The 20,981-nt window shown below is 68.4% G+C and carries 20 protein-coding genes; 4 read left to right on the forward strand and 16 right to left on the reverse strand.

Translation table 11 applies throughout. The features are described from left to right. Window positions 1–6 precede the first annotated feature (6 nt). The 16 genes from ASF76_RS12195 to prmC all read right to left on the reverse strand — a co-directional run bounded on the left by ASF76_RS12195 (window position 7) and on the right by prmC (window position 14,622). Window positions 7–1,539, reverse strand: coding sequence for an APC family permease (locus ASF76_RS12195; protein ID WP_055958070.1), 1,533 nt, complete (start codon window positions 1,537–1,539; stop codon window positions 7–9). 110 nt (window positions 1,540–1,649) lie between these two features. Next, window positions 1,650–2,423: a PP2C family protein-serine/threonine phosphatase gene (locus ASF76_RS12200; protein WP_055958073.1), complete on the reverse strand. Its 774-nt coding sequence runs from the start codon at window positions 2,421–2,423 to the stop codon at window positions 1,650–1,652. A gap of 253 nt (window positions 2,424–2,676) precedes the next feature. Beyond that, window positions 2,677–3,315, reverse strand: coding sequence for a hypothetical protein (locus tag ASF76_RS12205; protein ID WP_055958076.1), 639 nt, complete (start codon window positions 3,313–3,315; stop codon window positions 2,677–2,679). Between the two features lie 100 nt (window positions 3,316–3,415). Then, window positions 3,416–4,165 (reverse strand): YaaA family protein, encoded by a 750-nt coding sequence (locus ASF76_RS12210; protein ID WP_055958079.1) that lies wholly within the window; start codon window positions 4,163–4,165, stop codon window positions 3,416–3,418. Window positions 4,166–4,236: 71 nt separating this feature from the next. Continuing rightward, a complete protein-coding gene (locus ASF76_RS12215) occupies window positions 4,237–4,497 on the reverse strand; it encodes a F0F1 ATP synthase subunit epsilon (protein ID WP_055958082.1) in 261 nt (86 codons plus the stop codon). A gap of 1 nt (window position 4,498) precedes the next feature. Further along, a complete protein-coding gene (gene atpD, locus ASF76_RS12220; protein WP_055958085.1) occupies window positions 4,499–5,947 on the reverse strand; it encodes a F0F1 ATP synthase subunit beta in 1,449 nt (482 codons plus the stop codon). A 22-nt stretch (window positions 5,948–5,969) separates the two neighbouring features. After that, entirely contained in the window at window positions 5,970–6,869 is a 900-nt protein-coding gene (locus ASF76_RS12225) for a F0F1 ATP synthase subunit gamma (RefSeq protein WP_055958088.1), read from the reverse strand. Window positions 6,870–6,894: 25 nt separating this feature from the next. Further along, window positions 6,895–8,526: a F0F1 ATP synthase subunit alpha gene (gene atpA / locus ASF76_RS12230; protein ID WP_055958091.1), complete on the reverse strand. Its 1,632-nt coding sequence runs from the start codon at window positions 8,524–8,526 to the stop codon at window positions 6,895–6,897. A 62-nt stretch (window positions 8,527–8,588) separates the two neighbouring features. Then, window positions 8,589–9,377: a F0F1 ATP synthase subunit delta gene (locus ASF76_RS12235; protein ID WP_055958093.1), complete on the reverse strand. Its 789-nt coding sequence runs from the start codon at window positions 9,375–9,377 to the stop codon at window positions 8,589–8,591. After that, a complete protein-coding gene (locus tag ASF76_RS12240) occupies window positions 9,377–9,937 on the reverse strand; it encodes a F0F1 ATP synthase subunit B (protein ID WP_055958096.1) in 561 nt (186 codons plus the stop codon). The genes ASF76_RS12235 and ASF76_RS12240 overlap by 1 nt, the downstream gene beginning before the upstream one ends. A gap of 34 nt (window positions 9,938–9,971) precedes the next feature. Next, entirely contained in the window at window positions 9,972–10,205 is a 234-nt protein-coding gene (gene atpE / locus ASF76_RS12245; protein ID WP_043360904.1) for a F0F1 ATP synthase subunit C, read from the reverse strand. A 44-nt stretch (window positions 10,206–10,249) separates the two neighbouring features. After that, on the reverse strand, window positions 10,250–11,080 hold the full coding sequence (gene atpB, locus ASF76_RS12250) for a F0F1 ATP synthase subunit A (RefSeq protein WP_200936147.1): 831 nt from the start codon (window positions 11,078–11,080) through the stop codon (window positions 10,250–10,252). A 217-nt stretch (window positions 11,081–11,297) separates the two neighbouring features. Beyond that, window positions 11,298–11,738: a hypothetical protein gene (locus ASF76_RS12255; protein WP_327037576.1), complete on the reverse strand. Its 441-nt coding sequence runs from the start codon at window positions 11,736–11,738 to the stop codon at window positions 11,298–11,300. Window positions 11,739–11,782: 44 nt separating this feature from the next. Beyond that, window positions 11,783–12,958 (reverse strand): MraY family glycosyltransferase, encoded by a 1,176-nt coding sequence (locus tag ASF76_RS12260; RefSeq protein ID WP_055958102.1) that lies wholly within the window; start codon window positions 12,956–12,958, stop codon window positions 11,783–11,785. Further along, window positions 12,955–13,692 (reverse strand): L-threonylcarbamoyladenylate synthase, encoded by a 738-nt coding sequence (locus ASF76_RS12265; RefSeq protein WP_055958105.1) that lies wholly within the window; start codon window positions 13,690–13,692, stop codon window positions 12,955–12,957. Before ASF76_RS12265 ends, ASF76_RS12260 begins: the two co-directional genes overlap by 4 nt. A gap of 39 nt (window positions 13,693–13,731) precedes the next feature. After that, entirely contained in the window at window positions 13,732–14,622 is an 891-nt protein-coding gene (gene prmC / locus ASF76_RS12270; protein ID WP_055958108.1) for a peptide chain release factor N(5)-glutamine methyltransferase, read from the reverse strand. Between the two features lie 100 nt (window positions 14,623–14,722). Between prmC and cysK the strand changes: the two genes are divergently transcribed. The 4 genes from cysK (at window position 14,723) to ASF76_RS12290 (ending at window position 20,931) form a co-directional block, all read left to right on the forward strand. Next, window positions 14,723–15,661 carry a cysteine synthase A gene (gene cysK, locus ASF76_RS12275; protein ID WP_055958110.1) on the forward strand — a complete coding sequence of 313 codons (939 nt, stop codon included), beginning with the start codon at window positions 14,723–14,725 and terminating at the stop codon, window positions 15,659–15,661. 2 nt (window positions 15,662–15,663) lie between these two features. After that, on the forward strand, window positions 15,664–16,233 hold the full coding sequence (gene epsC / locus ASF76_RS12280) for a serine O-acetyltransferase EpsC (protein WP_055958113.1): 570 nt from the start codon (window positions 15,664–15,666) through the stop codon (window positions 16,231–16,233). A gap of 50 nt (window positions 16,234–16,283) precedes the next feature. Beyond that, the gene (locus tag ASF76_RS12285; RefSeq protein ID WP_055958116.1) at window positions 16,284–17,684 is read left to right on the forward strand and encodes an amidase; all 1,401 of its coding nucleotides are present in this window, start codon (window positions 16,284–16,286) and stop codon (window positions 17,682–17,684) included. A gap of 298 nt (window positions 17,685–17,982) precedes the next feature. Continuing rightward, the gene (locus tag ASF76_RS12290; RefSeq protein ID WP_055958119.1) at window positions 17,983–20,931 is read left to right on the forward strand and encodes an immunoglobulin-like domain-containing protein; all 2,949 of its coding nucleotides are present in this window, start codon (window positions 17,983–17,985) and stop codon (window positions 20,929–20,931) included. Window positions 20,932–20,981 lie beyond the last annotated feature (50 nt).

The following is a 20,981-nucleotide window of genomic DNA, read 5'->3' on the forward strand; positions in this document are numbered from 1 at the left end:
CGGCGCTCAGATGCCGCCGTCCACCGACCTGGGGTAGGCGATCGGCTCGTCGGGCACGAGCACCTCGGTGTCGCGGTTCAGGCTCTCACCCCGGAAGAACGGCTTCGCCCCGGGGAAGGCGAACCAGATGAGCATCAGGACGAAACCGATCGCCAGCGCGCCGATCCCCACGACGAAGGTCCCGCCGATCCCGAGGAGCACGGTGTTGCCGTACTCGGGGTCGTACATGTCGATAGCGGACTGCACGAAGGCGTACGTGAGCATGAGGGCTCCGAGGAGCGGCAGGATGCCACGGGTGACGAGGTCCTTCGCCGAGCGGGTCAGCTCGCGGCGGAAGTACCAGACGCAGGCGTACCCGGTCATGGCGTAGTAGAACGCGATCGCCAGCCCCAGCGAGAGGATCGAGTCCTGCAGGATGTTGTCGCTGATCAGCGTCATGCCCACGTAGTAGACGCTCGCGACGATGCCCATCACGAGCGTCGAGAACGACGGCGTGCGGTAGCGGGGGTGCACCGTCCCGAAGCGGCGCGGCAGGGCCTTGTACGCCGCCATGGCGAGGGTTCCGCGTGCGGTGGGGAGGATGGTGGTCTGCGTCGACGACACGGCGGAGATGAGCACCGCGACGATGAGCACCCAGCCGAACGGTCCGAAGAGCCCGTCTTTGAGCGCCAGGAACACGTCATCCGCGTTCTCGGGGTTCGCAAGGCCCGCGCCGTCCTCACCGACACCGGCGTACATCATGGCAGCGACCGTCACTGTGACGTACGTGCCGAGCAGGATCACGGTCGTCAGCAGTGCCGCCCGACCGGGGATGCGCTTCGGGTCCTTCGTCTCCTCGTTGAGGGCGAGGCAGGTGTCCCATCCCCAGTAGATGAACAGGGCCAGCAGCACCGCCTCGATGAAGCCGCTGTAGTCGCTGAAGCCGAACGGGTTGAACCACGCGATGTCGAACGGGGTCGGGTTGGGTGCGGTGCCGTCGAAGAACTTCCACAGCGCCAGCACCACGAACAATGCCAGCACGAGGTACTGCACTCCGAGCAGGACGTTCTGGATCCGCTCGCCGATCTCCACCCCGCGGTAGCTGACGTAGGTCATCGCCGCGATGAAGGCGACACCCGTAGCCGTGACGAGCGGCACGTTCTCGGCGAGGGATCCGTCGCCGATCAGCGACCACAGGTAGATGCCCGCGATCTGGGAGAGGTTCGCCAGCACCACCATGCCGGCCACGGCCACGCCCCACCCGCCCATCCATCCGATCCACGGCCCGAAGGCCTTCGTGCTCCACGTGAACGTCGTGCCGCAGTCGGGCACGTCGTTGTTCAGCTCGCGGTAGGCGAAGGCGATGAACAGCATCGGGACGAACGCGATGATGAAGGCGATCGGCGCCGACGACCCCACGGCGAGCACGACGAAGCCCAGGGTGGCGACGAGGGAGTACACCGGGGCAGTGGATGCCAAACCGATCACGGTCGAGCCCCACAGGCCCAGGGTGCCGGTGGCCAAGCCCTTGCCGGCCGTGCGTTCGGGTGCAGCGGTCATGACCTGAACGTAGGAGCCGCGCCCCACCGCGGTCAAGCGGAGACTTCGGGCCCGGCGGGCCGCGAGGTCAGCCGTCGCGGCGCAGTCTCCGGCGGAGGTGGGCCGCGAGGTCAGGCGTCGCGGCGACCGACGTCGAGGACGACGATGGTGATGTTGTCGCGGCCGCCGTTCTCGAGAGCCGCGGCCATCATCGCCTCGACAGCGGCGGCGGGGTCGGAGTTGGCCTCGAGGAAATGGCGGATGCCGAAGTCGGTGAGCTCTTTCGTGAGCCCGTCCGAGCAGATCACGAAGCGGTCGCCGTCGAGGACGTCGAGCCGCAGGTAGTCGGGCTTGACGCTGTCACTCGGGCCGACCGCGCGGGTGATGACGTTGCCGTAGGGGTGGTTCTCAGCCTCTTCGGGGCTGAGCCGACCCGCGGCGATGAGTTCCTGCACGACGGAGTGGTCGGTGGTGACCTGCACGATCTCGCCGTCGCGCAGCACGTACACACGGGAGTCGCCGATGTTCAGCGTCACCCAGTGCGGCTCTTCGGTATGCGTCTCGAGGTAGACCCCGGTGAGGGTCGTGCCGGTGCCCTCGTCGGTGGTCTCGGGGTGCGAGACGATGTCTTTCACCGCACGCGACAGGGCCTTCTCGATGTTCTTCGTCGAGACCGCGCCACCTTCGACGACGGCACGCAGACGATCGACCGTGCTCGCGCTGGCGATCTCGCCGCCGAGATGACCGCCCATTCCGTCTGCGACGACGAACAGCGGGAATTCGGCGAGGACGGCGTCCTGGTTGACCTCGCGCCGCCGACCGGTGTCGGTGCCGGCAGCCCACGACAACTCCAGAGTCATCGACCCCAACGGGACGTTGCGCGTGTGGGTGGTCACCTCGGGCACGAAAGATCCTCCGGTTGGCCGACGACAGAGCCGGCGAAAGCGCACGGCCCTGTCATCCTAGTAGACGCCTGGACGCGACCCGCGAACCTCCCCTGCGCAGTCGGCCCACCGGCGGCGCGAAGCGTCCAGACGCCGACTGCACCGGCTGTTCGGACGAGCGCCGACCTCCTACCCGCGGAGCCGGTCCCAATCGGACGCCTCTGCCCACGCGACGACGAAGGGCCCCCCGCCCTGCGAGAGGCCCTTCCCCGGATCAATACTGCGGCGGTGCGGGCGGCGGAGGCGTGGTGCCCGGCGCCGGCGGAGGTGTGGAGCCGGTTGCGGGGCCACCGTAGCCGGGGCCACCGGTGCCGGTGACCTGCTGGCCGGGCTGCACCGGGACGCCGTCCCAAACGGTCTTGTCGGCGGCGATGGTGTTCGCCCAAGGTGCGGACGCGATGGCCGGGTTCCAGCGGGCGGATCCGAAGGCCAGGATGCCGAGCCAGATGAGAGTTCCGACGCCGGGGATGAGCCACAGCAGCAGCAACGGCCAGTCCTTGCCGAACTTCAGACCGATCCGCCAGGCGACCACGACGCTGGCTGCGAGCGCCACGAGCCCGAAGACGAAGCCGATCACCGGGATGTTGCTCAGAACGCTCGCGCCGACGACCACGATGAGATACGCCCACGGCGAGACATCGCCGAGCTTCGCCGCCACGAGCGTGTTGTAGATCGGCACCCAGGCGCGCCACTTGCCCTGCACGCCGGCCTTTTCGAAGATCTTCATGAGGAAGAACGACGAGATGATGTAGCCCGCGAAGATGCTGATGAGCAGCAGGGGCAACAAGACGATCAGGAATGCGAGGGCAGCGAAGCCGTTCCCGTCATCGTAGGTATAAGACGAACCACTCATGTGGATTCCTTTCCAGGCGAGTGCGCGACGAAGCGTCCGTACGCCCCGTGCGCTCACATGTTAGCGAAGCTGTGAGAACACTGAAAGACACGTTCCACCTTTACACGACGAGAGCGATCTCGCCGTCTCGACCGTCGACGATCGCCCACCCCGTCGACGTCGCCCAGGCTCGAAGCTCATGGACGTCCGCGACCGCGGGGCGGTGCGTCGCAAGTGCACGCACGAACTCTCCCTTCGCGTGCTTGTTGAAGTGGTTCAGCACACGCGCCGCTCCCTCCGACGTCGGGGTCACGACACGGACGTATGCGGACGAGACCGTCGAAGGGAGGGGCCCGAGGGCGACGTACGCCTCGGATCGGAGGTCGAGCACGAAGTCGGGGGTGGTCGCGGCCACCGCATCGCGAACCGCGTCGGCCCAGATGCGTCGGAGCGGCGGGACACCGGGGAGAGATGTACCCGCCGCCAGCCGGTACGCCGGAATCCGGTCGAGGGCTCCCACAGGCCCCAGCGGTGCTGAGTGGATGGCGACGTGCGCCCCGAGCCACGAGCGTGCCTCGTCGTCGAGGGACGCGGCATCCAGTGCGTCGTAGAGCACCCCCGTGTAGCGGTCGACGGCGGCCATCGTGGGCGCAGTGCGAAAAGCGGCGTTATCGGCGATCTCATGCCGTCGCTTCGGGCTCAGCTTGAGAACCCGTGCGGCCGCGTCCTCGTCGGCGGACAACGCGACGAGGGCGTCCACGACGGCGTCGCGGGGCTCGCGGAGGGTCGGGAAGACGAGACGGGTGGTGTCGAGCGGAGCACCCACACCTCCGGGGCGCTTGGTCTCGGACGGGGGAAGCAGGACGAGCATGTGCACTCCGGGAAAACGGCGACGCGCGCCGCCCGAGTGATCGGGCGACGCGCGTCAGCGATGAAGCGGCGTCAGGAGACGAGTGAGGCGTTTCCGGCGACGATGGTCAGCTCGTCGCTCGCCATCGACAGGAAGCCGTCCTCGGCGTTGGCCAGGATCTTCGTTCCGTCGGTGCGAGTGATGCGCACCTCGCCCTGGGCGAGGATGGCGAGCACCGGTTCGTGCCCCTGCATGAAGCCGATCTCGCCCTCGACGGTCTTGGCCACGACGAGAGACGCTTCTCCCGTCCACACCTCGGCGTCGGCCGAGACCAGGCTCACGCGCAGCGGCATGTCAGCCGTTCTCCTTCTGGATCTGCGCCCACTTGGCCTCGACGTCGGCGATGCCACCGACGTTGAAGAACGCCTGCTCGGCGACGTGGTCGAAGTCGCCCTTGACGATGGCGTCGAACGACTCGATCGTCTCCTTGATCGGGACCGTGGAGCCCTCGACGCCGGTGAACTTCTTCGCCATGTAGGTGTTCTGCGAAAGGAACTGCTGGATACGACGTGCACGCGACACGACGATCTTGTCCTCTTCCGAGAGCTCGTCGACACCGAGGATCGCGATGATCTCCTGCAGTTCCTTGTTCTTCTGGAGGATCTGCTTCACGTTGGTGGCGACGCGGTAGTGGTCGGCACCGATGTAGCGGGGGTCGAGGATGCGGCTCGTCGAGGTCAGCGGGTCGATGGCCGGGTAAAGACCCTTCGAGGCGATCTCACGTGAGAGCTCGGTCGTCGCATCGAGGTGCGCGAACGTCGTTGCCGGGGCCGGGTCGGTGTAGTCGTCGGCGGGCACGTAAATGGCCTGGAGCGACGTGATCGAGTGGCCGCGCGTCGAGGTGATGCGCTCCTGGAGCACACCCATCTCGTCGGCGAGGTTGGGCTGGTAACCCACGGCCGAAGGCATGCGACCGAGCAGCGTCGAAACCTCTGAGCCGGCCTGCGTGAAGCGGAAGATGTTGTCGATGAACAACAGCACGTCCTGCTTCTGCACGTCGCGGAAGTACTCCGCCATCGTCAGGGCCGACAGGGCAACGCGCAGACGCGTTCCCGGCGGCTCGTCCATCTGGCCGAACACGAGTGCGGTCTTGTCGAAGACACCCGCCTCTTCCATCTCGGCGATGAGGTCGTTGCCCTCACGGGTGCGCTCACCGACACCGGCGAACACCGACACACCACCGTGGTCCTGCGCGACGCGCTGGATCATTTCCTGGATCAGGACGGTCTTGCCGACACCGGCGCCACCGAACAGGCCGATCTTTCCACCCTGCACGTAGGGGGTCAGAAGGTCGATCGACTTGATGCCGGTCTCGAACATCTCGGTCTTGGACTCGAGCTGGTCGAAGCTCGGCGCCTTGCGGTGGATACCCCAGCGCTCGGTGACCTCGATGGTCTCACCGGGGACGCCGTTGAGCACCTCACCGGTGACGTCGAACACCTTGCCCTTGGTCACGTCTCCGACGGGCACCGAGATGGGGCCGCGGGTGTCGCGCACTTCCTGGCCGCGGACCATGCCGTCGGTGGGCTTGAGCGAGATGGCGCGGACGAGGTCGTCACCGAGGTGCTGGGCGACTTCGAGGGTGATCTCGGTCGACTGATCACCGATGGTGATCGTGGTCTTCAGCGCGTTGTAGATCTCGGGGATCGCGTCATGCGGGAACTCGATGTCGACGACCGGGCCGGTGACGCGCGCGACGCGTCCGACGACGGCCGCGTCGGTCTTCTCGGCGGTGAGGCTCATGGCTTCTTCTCTCCTTGGGAACTTACTTGCCGGATGCCAGGGCATCGGCGCCGCCGACGATCTCGGCGATCTGCTGCGTGATCTCCGCCTGACGCGCGTTGTTGCGCAGGCGGGTGTAGTCGGTGATGAGCTTGTCGGCGTTGTCGCTCGCCGACTTCATGGCCTTCTGGGTCGCGGCGTGCTTCGCGGCCGACGACTGCAGGAGGGCGTTGAAAATGCGGCTCTGCACGTAGGTCGGCAGGAGCGCGTCGAGCACGGTCTCGGCGTCGGGCTCGAACTCGTACAGCGGGTAGACCTCGGACTGGGACGGCGCTTCGTCCGCCTCGATCACTTCGAGGGGAAGGAGTCGCACCGATTCCGGCGACTGGGTCATCATGCTGACGAAACGGTTGTACACGAGGTGGATCTCGTCGACGCCGTCGTTCTCGCCGCCGGCCCGGTACGCCTCGAGGACGGCATCCGAGATGGCTTCCGCCGTCGAGAACTGCGGAGTGTCGGTGTCGCCCACCCATTGCGCGACGCTCGGCATGCGACGGAACTGGAAGTATCCGACGGCCTTGCGCCCGACCAGGTAGTAGACGACCTCTTTACCCTGCGACCGCAGCAGTTCGGACAACTCGAGACCCTCTCGGAGGATCTGCGAGTTGAACGCACCGGCGAGACCGCGATCGGACGTGAAGATGACCACGGCCGATCGGCGGATGTTCTCGCGCTCGGTCGTCAGCGGGTGATCGACCGACGAGTACGTCGCCACGGCGGAGACGGCGTTCGTCACGGCCTTCGCGAAAGGCGACGCCGCGCGCACACGCGCCATCGCCTTCTGGATGCGAGAGGCCGCGATGAGCTCCATCGCCTTCGTGATCTTCTTGGTCGTCTGAGCAGAAGAGATCTTCTGCTTGTAGACCCGCAGTTGTGCGCCCATGATTCCGTTCTCGTGTCGTCGCTACTCAGCGACGGCCTTTGACGATCCGCTCCTGGTTGACGTCTTCCGCCCCGGCGGCGTCGACCTTCTCGGCGCCGACGACGCTCTGGTCCTTGCCGGGTTGGAACTCCTTCGAGAAGGCATCGACGTGCTTCTCGAGCTCGGCGAGGGTGTCGTCGCCGAGCGCGTTGGTCTCGCGCAGGGTGTCGAGCACCGTCGAGTTGCGACGGAGGTAGTCGAGCAGCTCGCGCTCGAAGCGGAGCACGTCGGAGACCTCGACGGTGTCGAGCTTTCCGTTCGTGCCTGCCCAGATCGAGACGACCTGCTCCTCGACCGGGTAGGGCGAGTACTGCGGCTGCTTGAGCAGCTCGGTCAGACGCGCACCACGGGCCAGCTGACGACGCGACGCCGCATCGAGGTCGCTCGCGAACATCGCGAACGCTTCGAGCGAGCGGTACTGGGCCAACTCGAGCTTCAGCGTGCCCGAGACCTTCTTGATCGACTTCACCTGGGCGTCACCACCCACGCGCGACACCGAGATACCCACATCGACCGCGGGTCGCTGGTTGGCGTTGAACAAGTCGGACTGCAGGAAGATCTGGCCGTCGGTGATCGAGATCACGTTGGTCGGGATGTACGCCGAGACGTCGTTCGCCTTGGTCTCGATGATCGGCAGACCCGTCATCGAACCGGCACCGAGCTCGTCGGACAGCTTCGCGCAACGCTCGAGCAGACGCGAGTGCAGGTAGAAGACGTCACCGGGGTACGCCTCGCGGCCCGGCGGGCGGCGGAGCAGCAGCGACACGGCGCGGTAGGCCTCGGCCTGCTTCGACAGGTCGTCGAAGATGATGAGAACGTGCTTGCCGCCGTACATCCAGTGCTGGCCGATGGCCGAACCGGTGTAGGGAGCGAGGTACTTGAAGCCCGCGGGGTCGGAGGCCGGGGCCGCGACGATGGTGGTGTACTCCATCGCGCCGGCATCTTCGAGGGCACCCTTCACCGAGGCGATGGTCGAACCCTTCTGGCCGATGGCGACGTAGATGCAGCGCACCTGCTTGTCGACATCGCCGGACTCCCAGTTCGCGCGCTGGTTGATGATCGTGTCGATCGCGATGGCCGTCTTACCGGTCTGGCGGTCGCCGATGATCAGCTGACGCTGTCCGCGTCCGACCGGGATCATTGCGTCGATGGCCTTGATGCCCGTCTGCAGCGGCTCGTGCACGCTCTTGCGCTGCATGACGCCTGGAGCCTGGAGCTCGAGTGCACGACGACCCTCGGTCGCGATCTCACCGAGACCGTCGATCGGGTTTCCGAGCGGGTCGACGACGCGGCCCAGGTAGCCGTCACCGACGCCGACCGAGAGGACCTCACCCGTGCGGGTCACACTCTGACCCTCTTCGATACCGGAGAACTCGCCGAGCACGACGACACCGATCTCGTTCTCGTCGAGGTTCTGCGCCAGACCCAGCGTGCCGTTCGCGAAGCGAATGAGCTCGTTGGCCATCACGCCGGGAAGGCCCTCGACGTGCGCGATGCCATCGGCCGCGTCGACGACGGCGCCGACCTCGGTCGCCGCGGCGCCGTTGGGCTCGTAGGCGGTGACGAAGTCTTTCAGCGCGTCACGAATGACGTCGGGGCTGATAGAGAGATCTGCCATTGTCTTCCTTCGTTCGTGGGGCACTCGGCCCCCAGATCCACGCCCGCTCGGGCGGAAAGTCTTTAGCCGGCGATCCGCTGGCGGAGATCGGCGAGACGTGCGGACACGCTCGCGTCGATGACATCGTCGGCGACCTGCACACGCAGTCCGCCGAGCACCGTCGGGTCGATCACGGTGTTCAGCGTGACCGCTGAGCCGTATCGCGCGCTGAGGGAGTTCTGCAGGCGGGCCTGCTGGTCGTCGCTCAGCGGGGCCGCGGCGTACACGGTGGCGACGATGCGCGCACGCTGGTCGGAGACGATGCGCTCGGCCCGGCGCAGCAGGGCGCGCACCCGGCGACCGCGGGCGTGCTTCACCAGCGACGAGACGATGAGTGCGGTACCGGCGCTCGTGCGTCCATCGAGCAGCTTCGAGACGAGGTCGCCCTTCGCCGTGGCGCCGCCGAGGCGACCGCCCAGCGCAAGCTCGAGCTCGCCGTTGGAGGCGACCGTCCGTGAGAAGGCGAACAGCTCCGCCTCGATGTCGGCCGGCTCGGCGACCGAGGTCGCCTGCACCGCGAGCTCTTCGAGCCCCTCGATGAACTGGCCGGAGTTGGACCAGCGCTGTTGAGCGGCGCTGGAGAGCAGCGCAACCGTCGCCGGCTGGTACGACGGACCGAAGACCGCCGAGACGAGACCCGCACGGACAGCGGGCGGCACCGACGAGTCGGACAGCGCGCCGCTCAGCTGCGCCGAACCGCTCACGGCGGCGACGGCCGCGAACAGTTCGCGCGCGACGTCGAGGTCGACGCCCGACGTGGAGGCCAGCGCCTCCGTCGTCGCGGTCCGGGCCTGAGTGGTCGCGCTGCCCATTACTTGGCCGCCTTCTCGGAGGCCTCGAGCTCGGCGAGGAAGCGGTCGACCACGGCGTTCGCACGCGCGTCGTCGGTCAGCGTCTCGCCGATCACGTTGCCCGCGAGGTCGACCGCGAGGGTGCCGACCTCCGAGCGCAGCTGCACGAGAGCCGTCTGACGCTCGGCCTCGATCTGCGCGTGCGCGCTGGCGGTGATGCGTGCTGCCTCGGTGGCAGCCGTCTCTTTCGCCTCAGCGACGATCTTCCGACCGTCCTGCGTCGCGCCCTCACGGATCTCGCCGGCCTGCTTGCGCGCTTCGGCGAGCTGGGCGGTGTACTCCTCGAGGGCGGCCTCGGCCTGTCGCTGGGCCTCGTCGGCCTTGGCGATGTTGCCCTCGATGGCAGCACTGCGCTCGTCGAGCAGCTTCGCCATGCGCGGCAGAGCCACACGCCACACCACGACGGCGATGATGACGAAGCACACGAACGACCAGAGGATGTCGTACGCGGCAGGCAGGAGCGGGTTCTGCGCTTCCTCGCCCGCGGGCTCCGCGGCGAGTGTGACAAGAGCGTTCAGCATCCTGTCTCCTTACAGTGAGTCGAGAGCGGCCGGATCAGGTGAAGATGAAGCCGGTCGCGATACCGATGAAGGCGAGCGCCTCGGTGAAGGCGATACCGATGAACATCAGGACCTGGAGGCGGCCCGCGAGTTCGGGCTGACGGGCGACACCCTCGATCGTCTTGCCGACGACGATGCCCACGCCGATGGCGGGGCCGATGGCGGCGAGGCCGTAGCCGATCGTGGCGACGTTACCGGTGACCTGGGCGAGAACCGTAGTTGCGTCCACGGGTTTTTTCCTTTCGTTGGGTGGCTCGGCGTGCGCCGGGCCGCTCAGTGCTCTTCTGCGACCGCGAGCTGGATGTAGACCGCGGTGAGGATCGCGAAGACGTACGCCTGGAGGAAGGCGACGAAGATTTCGAACAGGGTGAAGGCGAGACCGAAGGCGAGGGATCCGGCGCCGAGCGCCGTCCACCAACCGCCGAGCCCGACGACGAAGAACTGCGTCGCCGAGAAGAACAGCACGAGCATGAGGTGACCGACGACCATGTTCATCAGCAGACGCAGCGTCAGCGTGACGGGGCGGATGATGAAGGTCGAGAGGAACTCGAGCGGGACGATGATGATGTACAGCGGCCACGGCACGCCCGAGGGCAGCAGGGCGTTCTTGAAGAAGCCGCCGGGGCTCTTCTTGATGCCCGCGTAGATGAAGGTGACGTAGGCGACGATCGCGAGCAGCATGGGCACGGCGATGACGCTGGTGCCGGCGATGTTCAGACCGGGGATGACGCCGGTGATGTTCATGAACAGCACCATGAAGAAGATGGTGGTGAGAATGGGCAGGAACCGACGCCCGTCCTTCTTGCCCAGGATGTCTTCGGCGATGTTGACGCGCACGAAGTCGAGGCCCATCTCGGCGATGCTCTGGAAGCGACCGGGGACGATCTTCATACGCCGCGTGCCGAGCACGAGGAAGAGGACGAGGGCCAGCGTCGCCAGGAACTGCACCAGGTTGATACGGGTGATCTCGAACGGCGCACCGAAGATGTACAGGCCCGGGAACGTGATGACCGCGTCGGGAAAGAACTCGGAAATAGAGGGCGGGTGGAATTCCGCACCCGCAGACGCGAGATTCGTGATCAGGGTCGCAGCTTGAGTAGTCAGCGCTGGCTCCAGCTTCGGGGCATCGGTGTGAACCGTTGCGACGATGGTCGGTGATGGTACCCGATGAGGAGACCTGGAAAAGAGTTCCGATCGCGGGTGGGTACGAATGCCACCCTATCAAACTCCCAGGCTGTCCACGTGTCGGGCCGGAGGATCCTCTCGCCGCCGGACTAATGCGCGGCGGCGGCCCTCGTCGTGGACTATGCGCCCCGCGAACTCACGCGCGGCGGTCGCTGGCGTCGGGATCGGTGGGCAGGGTGACGTCGCTGGCGCTGGGGATGCGCATGCGCATGAGCACCACGACGTCCACCGCCAGCGAGGCGAGCACGCTGATCACGAGCGCGACGTAGAAGACGACGAGGTCGACCCAATCCTGCCCCCGCAGCACGGCGATGGCGACGATGAACAGGATCAGCTTGAGCAGCCAGCCGCCGAGAACGATCCCGAAGAAGATGGGGACATAGAGCGGATCGCCGTACCACCGGTTGGCCACCAGGATGCTGGTCGCCGTCACGGCCAGGAAGATCGCGCTCACGGCGACTCCCGCCAGTGCGCTGCCGAGACCGGGCGCTCCCCCGACGGCGAAGCCGACGGCGGCGCCCACCACGAGCAGGACGGCGGTCACGATCCCGCCCCAGACCAGGGCGGTGCGCAGCACCGGCGTACTCGAAAGGGGTCGACGGGCTTCGGGCGTGGCGCTGCTCATGAGGGGGTCTCCGGTCGGATGGGTCGGGCACGACGGGTCAACCGCCGTAGACGGTGCTGTGAGGGAAGGAGTGTCAGCACGGCGCACGCGGCGACACCGGTGAGGCCGAACAGGACACCGATCAGGTAGTCGCCGGGCCAGCTCTGCTGGGTTCCGATGTACATCAGCAGGAACGCCAGGCTGACCACTGCGGTCCAGCTGTAAAAGATGAGCACCGCGTCGCGGTCGCTGTGGCCCATGTCGAGCATGCGGTGGTGGAGGTGCTTGCGATCTGGCGAGAAGGGCGACCTACCGGCCCACTGACGTCGCAGGACCGCGAGGCCGAAATCGAGCAGGGGAAGCAGCACGATCACGACCGGCAGCAGGATCGGGATGAAGGCACCGAGGAGCTGCGAACGACCGATCTTCTCGGGGTCGAGCACGGCCGGATCGAGTTGACCGGTGATGGCGATGGCCGAACTGGCCATGAGGAGTCCCAGCATGAGCGCGCCCGCGTCGCCCATGAACAGCTTCGCCGGCGTCCAGTTCATGGGCAGGAACCCCACGCACGCCCCGATGAGGACGGCGGCGATGAACGAGGCGAGGTTGAAGTAGGTGCTGGCTCCGGTGTCACGCACCAGGAGGTAGGAGTAGGCGAAGAACACGCCGTTGGCGATCAGACAGACGCCCGCGACGAGGCCGTTGAGGCCATCGATGAAGTTGACGGCGTTCATCACGACCACGAGGGCGAAGACGGTGAGCAGAAAGCTCACCCACCCCGACCCGACCGTGAGCGCCCCGATCGGCAAGGACAGGATCTGAAGTTGCCCGAACCACGCGATGATGCCGGCGGCGACGAACTGCGCGCCGAGCTTGATCATCCAGTCGAGGTCCCACAGGTCATCCGCGACGCCGACGAGCACGATGAGGAGTACGGCGCCCAGGAGCGAGAGCACCGGCACCGGGTCGGCCCAGAGTATTGCGAAATAAGGGTTGCGACTCGACAGGGCGAATGCCGCCGCGACACCCAGGAACATCGCCACTCCGCCCAGTCGGGGCGTCGGCGTCTGATGGACGTCGCGATCCCGGATGCCGGGATAGAGCTTGAACCGCAGCGCGAGCTTCCACACCACCCACGACAACGCGAGCGTGACCGCCGCCGTGAACAGGATGATGAGGAGGTATTGGGTCACGGACCCGGCGCCTCGGAATCCGGCGACGGTTCGACCGACGGCGCGATGGGGCTGACGTCGCCGTCCTCCGGGTCGGGCTCGAGCAGATCGCCGAGCACCGCACGCAGACGCTCGCGCGAGATGGCGCCTTCGCGCAGCACGCGCACCTGGGGCTCGGCACCGCCGACCAGGGTCGTGGCATCGACGATCGTCGAGGCGACGCCCGTCTCGCTGGGACCGGCGTCGAGGTAGGCGGCGACGCTGTCACGCAGCATGTCGCGGGCGGAGTCGATGTCGACGGCGGCCGCCATGCCGGTCAGGTTCGCACTCGAGACGGCGAGGGGGCCCGTCTCCTCCAGCAGCTCGAGCGTCAGCTTCTGCGCGGGCATGCGCACCGCGACCGTCCCGTGGGTGTCGCCGAGGTCCCACGACAGCGAGGGCTGAGCGGGCAGGACGATGGTCAGCCCGCCGGGCCAGAACTCGCGCACGAGGTCGTCGACGGCGGGAGGGATCTCGGCGACGAGGGCGCGCAGGGTCGCCACCCCCGGCACGAGCACGGGCGGTGGTTGCTGGCGTCCCCGCCCCTTCGCTTCGAGGAGCCCTGCGACGGCGCGCGCATTGAACGCGTCGGCGGCGATTCCGTAGACGGTGTCGGTGGGGAGCACGACGAGTTCGCCTCGGCCGATCGCCTGACGCGCGTGGCGCATCCCGGACAGCAGCTGCGACTCGTCACGGCAGTCGTAGACGGGTGACATGTCGCGCGCAAGTCTAGTCGTGCCCTGCTGAGAGCGCAGTCACGGACGAACGGCCGTCGTCGCGCGGTCGCGCATCGTCAGGTCGATGTGCGTGGCGACCGAGCGCCATCCGTCGGCGGTCAGGATGCCGCGGATCGCCTCGCCCTGCCACTCCCCGTGCTCGAGCACGATTGTGCCGCCGGGATGGGCCAGACGCAGACCCACGTGACTGAGCCGACGCACGGCATCCAGTCCGTCGGGGCCGCCGTACAAGGCCGCCGGCGGGTCGTAGAGGCGCACCTCGGGATCGCGCGGGATCGCATCGTCGGGCACGTACGGCGGGTTGGAGGCCACGACCGAGACGGTCCCGTCCAGTTCGGGGAACGCGGCCGCCAGATCGATGAAAGCGAGGGTGAGGTTGTCGGCGCCGACACGGGAGTGGTTGAGCCTGGTCCAGATGAACGCGTCGACCGAGTTCTCGGCGGCGAACACGCGCGCGTGGGGCACCTCGGTCGCCATCGCGAGGGCGATCGCGCCGCTGCCGGTTCCGAGGTCGACCGCGATGGGGGACTCGGATGCCACTCCGCGGAGCGCGTCGATCGCGAGCTGGGCCACCATCTCGGTCTCGGGCCGGGGCACGAAGACGCCCGGGCCGACCGCCAACTCGAGGGAGCGGAACGGGGCGACGCCCGTCAGGTGCTGCAGCGGCTCACGCTGGCAACGTCGGTCGACGAGCGGGGCCAGTCCCGCGGCGGCGGCGGACGGCATCCGATCTCCACGGACTGCTGCAGCCTGCACTCCCCCACGCGAGGTGTCGAGCACGTGGGCGACGAGCAGCTCGGCGTCGACCTGCGCGTCGGGGACTCCGGCCGCACCGAATCGGCGGGCGGTCTCGCGGACGACGTCGGCGACGCGAGGGGAAAAGGGCGGGGGCGAGTGCGTCTCGGGCATGACGGAACCCCAGCCTAGTAGCGCAGCGTCACACAACGATCTCGGACCCGGGCGCCTCGCCTAGGATGATCGCGTTCTGACAGACGGCGAAAGGCGCCCCATGCCCGGCATTCACCCCGACATCACTTCCGCATTCGGCGACACCCCCCTCGTGCGGTTGAACCGCGTCGCGGAGGGCACCGAGGCGCAGATCCTGCTGAAGCTGGAGTTCTACAACCCGGCATCCAGCGTCAAGGACCGCCTGGGCATCGCGATCGTCGACGCGGCCGAGGCATCGGGTGAGCTGAAGCCCGGCGGCACCATCGTGGAGTCCACCAGCGGCAACACCGGCATCGCCCTCGCGATGGTCGGGGCGGCGCGCGGGTACAAGGTCGTTCTGACCATGCCCGCCTCGATGTCGAAGGAACGCCGCATCCTGCTCAAGGCCTTCGGCGCAGAGCTCGTGCTGACCGACCCCACCAAGGGCATGTCGCACGCGGTCGACGAGGCCAAGCGCATCGTCGCCGAGACCCCTGGTGCCGTCTGGGCACGTCAGTTCGAGAACGAGGCCAACCCTGCCATCCACCGCCGCACGACGGCCGAGGAGATCCTGCGCGACACCGAGGGCAAGGTCGACTACTTCGTCGCCGGCATCGGCACGGGCGGCACCATCACGGGCGTCGGTCAGGTGCTCAAGGAGCGCGTCCCCGGCGTGCAAATCGTCGCCGTCGAGCCGGCCGACTCCCCCATCCTCACCAAGGGCCACCCCGGCCCGCACAAGATCCAGGGCATCGGCCCGAACTTCGTCCCCGCGATCCTCGACCGCGAGATCCTCGACGAGGTCATCGACGTCGAGTTCGACGACGCCATCCGCCTGGCCCGTGAAACGGCCGCAAAAGACGGCATCCTCGTCGGCATGTCGTCGGGCGCGGCCATCTGGGCCGCCCTCGAGGTCGCCCGCCGTCCCGAGGCAGCCGGCAAGAACATCGTCGTGATCATCCCGTCGTACGGCGAGCGCTACCTCTCGACGGCGCTGTACGAGCACCTGCGCGAAGACTGACGGTGGGGGTCCTCTCCCGCATCCGCGAAGACATCTCCTCCGCCAAGCTCCGCGACCCCGCGGCGCGCGGCGCACTCGAGATCGCCCTGCTGTACCCGGGGCTCCACGCCGTCTGGTCGTACCGGATCGCCCACCGTCTGTGGCGACGGGGTCTGCGCTTTCCGGCGCGGGCCCTGTCGCAGGTGACCCGGTGGCTGACCGGTGTCGAGATCCATCCGGGCGCGACGATCGGGCGGCGCTTCTTCATCGACCACGGCATGGGTGTCGTCGTCGGCGAGACGGCCGAGGTGGGCGACGACGTGATGCTGTACCACGGCGTCACCCTCGGCGGCCGGCAGCGCGAGGGCGGCAAGAGGCACCCCACACTTCATGACGGGGTCGCCGTGGGCGCCGGGGCGAAGATCCTCGGTCCCATCACCCTGGGAGCCGGGACGGTGGTCGGCGCGAACGCCGTGGTGACCCGCGACGCCCCCGCCGACAGCGTGCTCGTCGGTGTGCCGGCCAAGGCACGGATGCGCCGGAGCGGTGAAGACACCCGTGCCCTGCTGACGACCCCGGAGTACTGGATCTGACGGGAGTTCCGCGGCGCGGGTCGACCCGACCCGCGCCGTAGGCTCGATTCATGCCACGCCTGCACGATCTGTCGCTCGTCGCCCAGACCGAGGCGCTGCGCGTGGGCGAGCTCTCCCCGACCGAGGTGACCGCACATTACCTCGACCGCATCGAACGACTGGACGATCTCGGCGCGTTCGCCGAGGTGACCGCGGGCGCCGCTCGGGATCGCGCTACCTCGCTCCCGTATCCCCCGGCGGGGTCGTTGTGGAGTGTCCCCCTCGCCGACAAGGACCTCGTCGCCCGCGCCGGCGTCGCCACCCGTTACGGCTCGCGATCGCGCGTGGACCACGTGCCGACGTCATCCGATCCCCTCGCACGCGCCCTCGACGCCGCCGGTGCGGTGAACGTGGGCAAGACGAGCACGTCGGAGTTCGGGCTCACCGGGTTCACCGAGCCGCTGATCCACGCCCCCGCCCGCGATCCGTGGATGCCGTCGGCCGGCGCCGGCGGGTCGAGCGGCGGCGCGGCCGTCGCGGTCGCGGCGGGGTTCCTGCCCGCAGCGGTGGGTTCCGACGGTGGCGGCTCCATCCGCATCCCCTCCGCAACGGTCGGGGTGGTGGGATTGAAACCCTCACGGGGGCGACTTCCGATCGGTTCGGGCTTCGACTCCCCCGACGGGCTCTCCGTGACGGGCCCGATCGCCCGCTCCGCCGAGGATGCGGCACACCTCCTCGACGCTCTCGTCGGCCTGGCGCCGTTCACGTATGCCACGGCAGCACCCGGGAGCGGTCCGTTCGTCGACGCCGCACGGCGAGAGACGACCGGGCTCCGTGTGGGAAAAACCACGGTTTCCCCGTGGGACGACGACGAAGACATCCGCCTCCATCCCGACGCCCGTGCGGCGTTCGAGACGGCCTCCGCCTGGCTGAGCGACAGCGGACACGACGTGGAGGATGCCGCGTGGCGTCCGCGGGGCTACGCCGCACTCTTCCGAGTGCTGTGGCGCGCGAGCGCGGCGCGGATCCCCCTGAGCCACGAGGATCTCGCCCTCGTCGAGCCTCTCACCGCCTGGCTCGTGCAGGAGGGTCGACGTCTGTCTGCGCTCGACCTGCTCGACGGCCTGGCGGCGGCCCGGGCGTTCGAGCGGCGAACGGTCACGGACTTCTCGGCGTTCGACGCGGTACTCACCCCCGCCCTCGCGCAGCCGCCGCAGCCGATCGGGACGTATGAGGGGCACTCGCCCGAGCGCACGTTCGCGATGCAGGTCGAGTACGCGCCCTACTCCAGCTTCGTCAACGTCGCGGGTCTTCCCGCGGTGACCGTGCCCCTCACGATGGATGCCACCGGCCACCCGGTCTCAGTCCAGCTCGTCGGCCGTCCGGGCGGCGAAGCGACGCTGCTCGCTCTCGCCGCGCAGCTCGAAGGGCGTCGGGGGCCACTCCCCCACCCGCCGGTCTGGAGCGCCTGACGAGGACGAGCGGCGCCTTGCGGGCGGCGCGACCGGAGCACCCTCGGGCGCACGGGCCGGCGGCGACGACGACCACTGTTCGCCGAGGCCGACGCGGCTCGTGCTCGTGCTCGTGCTCGTGCTCGTGCTCGTGCTCGTGCTCGTGCTCGTAACGCGAGACTGCTTCGAGGGGTAGAGGTCGCCATTGTTAGCGGAAACAATTTGCGCTAGCCTGAGCGGCGCCATAACTTCCGAACCGGGCTCGATGCCGAACCCGTGGAGCACGAGTCGATGCCGACCGGCTTCCGAAAGGACACCCATGCCGTCTGATCACACGCCCGTTCGAGCGAGGCGCACGCGCCCGTCGCGCCGGATACTCGCCGTCTCGCTCGCCGTCGCGAGCCTGGGAGCGATGCTGACGCCCGCGTCGGCCGCGATCGCGGCCGAGACGGTGCCGGCACCGGTCCTCGAGTACACCTTCGATCAGATCGACGCCCGCCCGGCCAACGGCGCCGTGATCGCTGACAGCGCCCCCGGCAACCACGCCGGAACGGTCGTGAACGGCGGCGCGACGAGCGTCTCAGGGCCGAGCGGCGCCGCGGGCGACATGGCGCTGTCGCTGCCCGGCGGGGCCAGCACCGCCGCGGCGCCGCACGTGCGCATCGCCCCGGGCCTCATCCCCGCAGGAACGGCCGACGTCACGATGTCGGCATGGATCCGGTGGACCGGCGCACCGCAGTGCACCTGGCCGTTCACGCTCGGCTCCAGCGTCGATGCGCACATCCTCGCGACCACGCAGTGCGGCAGTTCCGGCTACGGCGCCATCAAGAACGGCTCCGAGATCCGCGCGTCGGGCACCGCCCCGGTCGCCGCCTCGCGCTGGGTGCACATGGCGGTCGTCGTCACCGGCGGCAAGACCGTCCAGACCTTCCTCGACGGCGCCCTGGTCGGTCAGGCCGCGACGACCTACAACGCGTCGGCGGCGATCGGCAGCTCCACCTTCTCGGGCTACCTCGGCAAGTCGTTCTACGGACCCGATGCCTACTGGGCCGGCGCCATCGATGACGTGAAGGTGTGGACCTCGGCTCTCTCCGCGGGCCAACTGCAGCAGACCGAGGGCGATGTGCACGTGGGCATCGCGCGGGGCGACGCGGCCGTCTCGCTCGGCGACACCTCCAACGTCACCTCCGACCTGACGCTCCCGACCACCGGTGCGGGTGGCTCGAGCCTCACGTGGACCTCGAGCAACCCCGCTGTCGTCAGCACGACCGGAGCGGTCATCCGCCCGACCGCCGGTGCCGGCGATGCCAGCGTCGTTCTGACGCCCACCGCCACCCACGGTGGCACCGCTGTCACCGGATCGAGCATCACGGTGAAGATCCCGGCGTACGCCCAGGGTGACAGTGCACAGGCCGAACTGGCCCGCGCCGTCGCCGACGGCGTAGCCGCTGATGCTGCCGTGGCAGGGCCGATCCGCGGCAGCGTCACGCTGCCGACGACCGGTGCCGACGTGGCCGCCACCGCTACGCGCTCGGGAGCGGCGAACGCCGCCATCGCGTGGTCTTCGTCGAACGAAGCGGTCATCTCAACGACCGACAAGGGCACGGCCCCGAACGTCGTCGCCAAGGGCGCCGTCACGCGCCCTGCCGCCGACACGCAGGTCACGCTGACGGCGACGATCACCGTCAACGGCACCGCGCCGCTCGTTCGGACACTCGTGCGCACCGTTCCCGCCGCGGCCCCCGTCGCAGCCAGCGACCTGGACGCGTACCTCTTCGCGTACTTCACCGGCGACAGCATCCAGGGCGAGAAGATCCGCTTCGCGACCTCTGACGGCAACGATTCGCTGCGCTGGAAGACGCTCAACGACGCGCAACCCGTCCTCAGCTCGACCAAGGGCACGACGGGCCTGCGCGATCCCTTCATCCTGCGATCGAAAGAGGGCGACCGGTTCTTCCTTCTGGCCACCGACCTGTCGGTCGGCACCTCCGGCTGGGGCGGCGCGACGAACCGCGGCAGTCAGCACCTCGAGATCTGGGAGTCCACCGACCTGGTCAACTGGGGCGAGCAGCGTCACGTCGAGGTCAACCTGCCCAATGCGGGCATGACCTGGGCCCCGGAGGCGATCTACGACGAAAGCATCGAGGCCTACACCGTCTACTGGACGTCTTCGCTCTTCACGGACGGCGCCGCCCGTAACGTCGCCGACGGAAACGGACCGCAGATCCTCATCTCGACGACCCGCGACTTCCGCGATTTCGCCACCCCCCGGCCGTGGTTCAAGGCCGCGGACGTACCCGGGCTGAACGCCGGCAACGGACTGATCGACTCCACCGTGCTGAAGGAGGGTGACACCTGGTACCGCTTCACCAAGGCCACCCAGACCAGCGGCTGCGCTTCACCCGACATCATCGCGCAGAAATCGACCGACTTGCGCGCCACGACGGCATCCGGTGCCTGGTCGCTCATCGACACCTGCATCGGCCGCACCGCCGGCACGCCCGAGGTCGAAGGTCCGGAGATCTTCAAGGCCAACGAGGGCGACCGCGCCGGGTACGAGTACTTCCTCTGGGTCGACAACTACGGCGGACGAGGGTACATCCCCCTCGGGACGAACTCGCTCGAGGGTGACATCCAGTGGACGATCCCGAACAGCTTCTCGCTGCCGGCCTCACCCCGCCACGGCTCGATCCTCGCCATCACGGCGCAGGAGCGCGACACCCTCGCCGCGAAGTGGAACCCGTCGCTGCTCGTCACCTCGATCGACCCGGTCGCCGCGACCGCGCAGGCCGGATCCGCCGACGTCACGCTTCCCGGAACCGTGCAGGCCACCTTCAAGGACGGGCACCGCGAGACCGTCGCGGTGACATGGGACAAGGCCGACCTGTCGTCGTTGAAGAAGGCCGGCGACACCGTCCAGGTGCGCGGACAGCTCGCCAACTCGGCTGGCACACCCGCGATCGCGACCATCACCGCCACGGCTCCCCCGGGACCCGCCGTGAGTGCCGTGGCATCCGCCCGGTGCGTTGCGGGGAAGGTCGTCATCACCACGCGAGCGACCAACGACAGCGACGCCGTCGCCGATCTCACCGTGAACACGGCGTGGGGCGGCAAAGCGCACACCGCCGTCGCCCCCGGTGCCTCGGTCTCCACGGCAACCACCGTGCGCGCCTCGACGGTCGTGGCCGGCTCTGTCGAGGTGACGGCCACGGACGGGTCGGGTTCGCGCACGATCACCGCCGCCTACGCTGCCATCAGCTGCCGCTGACGAGCACGCACCGAGACGGTGCGTGAGGGGGGAGGGCCCGCGGGCCCTCC

Origin of the sequence: Microbacterium sp. Leaf151 (genome assembly GCF_001424225.1) — a bacterium.
Classification (GTDB): Bacteria; Actinomycetota; Actinomycetes; order Actinomycetales; family Microbacteriaceae; genus Microbacterium.